Annotated in this window: 1 protein-coding gene; it reads right to left on the bottom strand. The window is 60.8% G+C overall.

Annotation, left to right across the window (positions count from 1 at the left end; all coding sequences use genetic code 11):
- Positions 1 to 464, bottom strand: a 464-nt coding sequence (locus tag ACQ7C1_RS31790; RefSeq protein WP_430961227.1) for a carbohydrate ABC transporter permease, incomplete at both ends; no start/stop codon positions are given.

The raw sequence follows: 464 nt of genomic DNA, 5'->3' as shown, positions 1-464 counted from the left end.
GTCACCGGTGCCGGCATAGGCCGAGGCAAACAGGAAGTCGTTCCAGATGTTGGTGAACTGGTAGATGACCGTGACGACGATGATCGGCAGCGAGTTCGGCAGCATGATGCGGCGGAAGATCTGGAAGAAGCTGGCGCCATCGACCTGGGCGGCCCTGACCAGTTCGGTCGGAAAGGCCTCGTAGAAATTGCGGAAGAACAACGTCGTGAAGCCGAGGCCGTAGACGACATGGACGAAGACCAGGTTGACCGTCGAATTGCCGAAGCCGAAGTTCCAGCCGGTGGCGTTCTGCAGCGTCACGCCGAAGCGGCCGAGCGAGCCGAGAATGGTCGCCATCGGCAGCAGCACCGATTGGAACGGGATGAAGCAGGCAAACAGCATCAGCCCGAACACCAGCGTATGGCCGGGAAAGCGCCACTTGGTCAGCACATAGCCGTTCAGCGCCCCGAAGAAGGTGGAGATCG

Origin of the sequence: Rhizobium sp. Nf11,1 (assembly GCF_050587665.1) — a bacterium.
In the GTDB taxonomy this organism is placed as follows: domain Bacteria; phylum Pseudomonadota; class Alphaproteobacteria; order Rhizobiales; family Rhizobiaceae; genus Rhizobium.
This window is presented reverse-complemented; position numbering and strand designations above follow the sequence as displayed.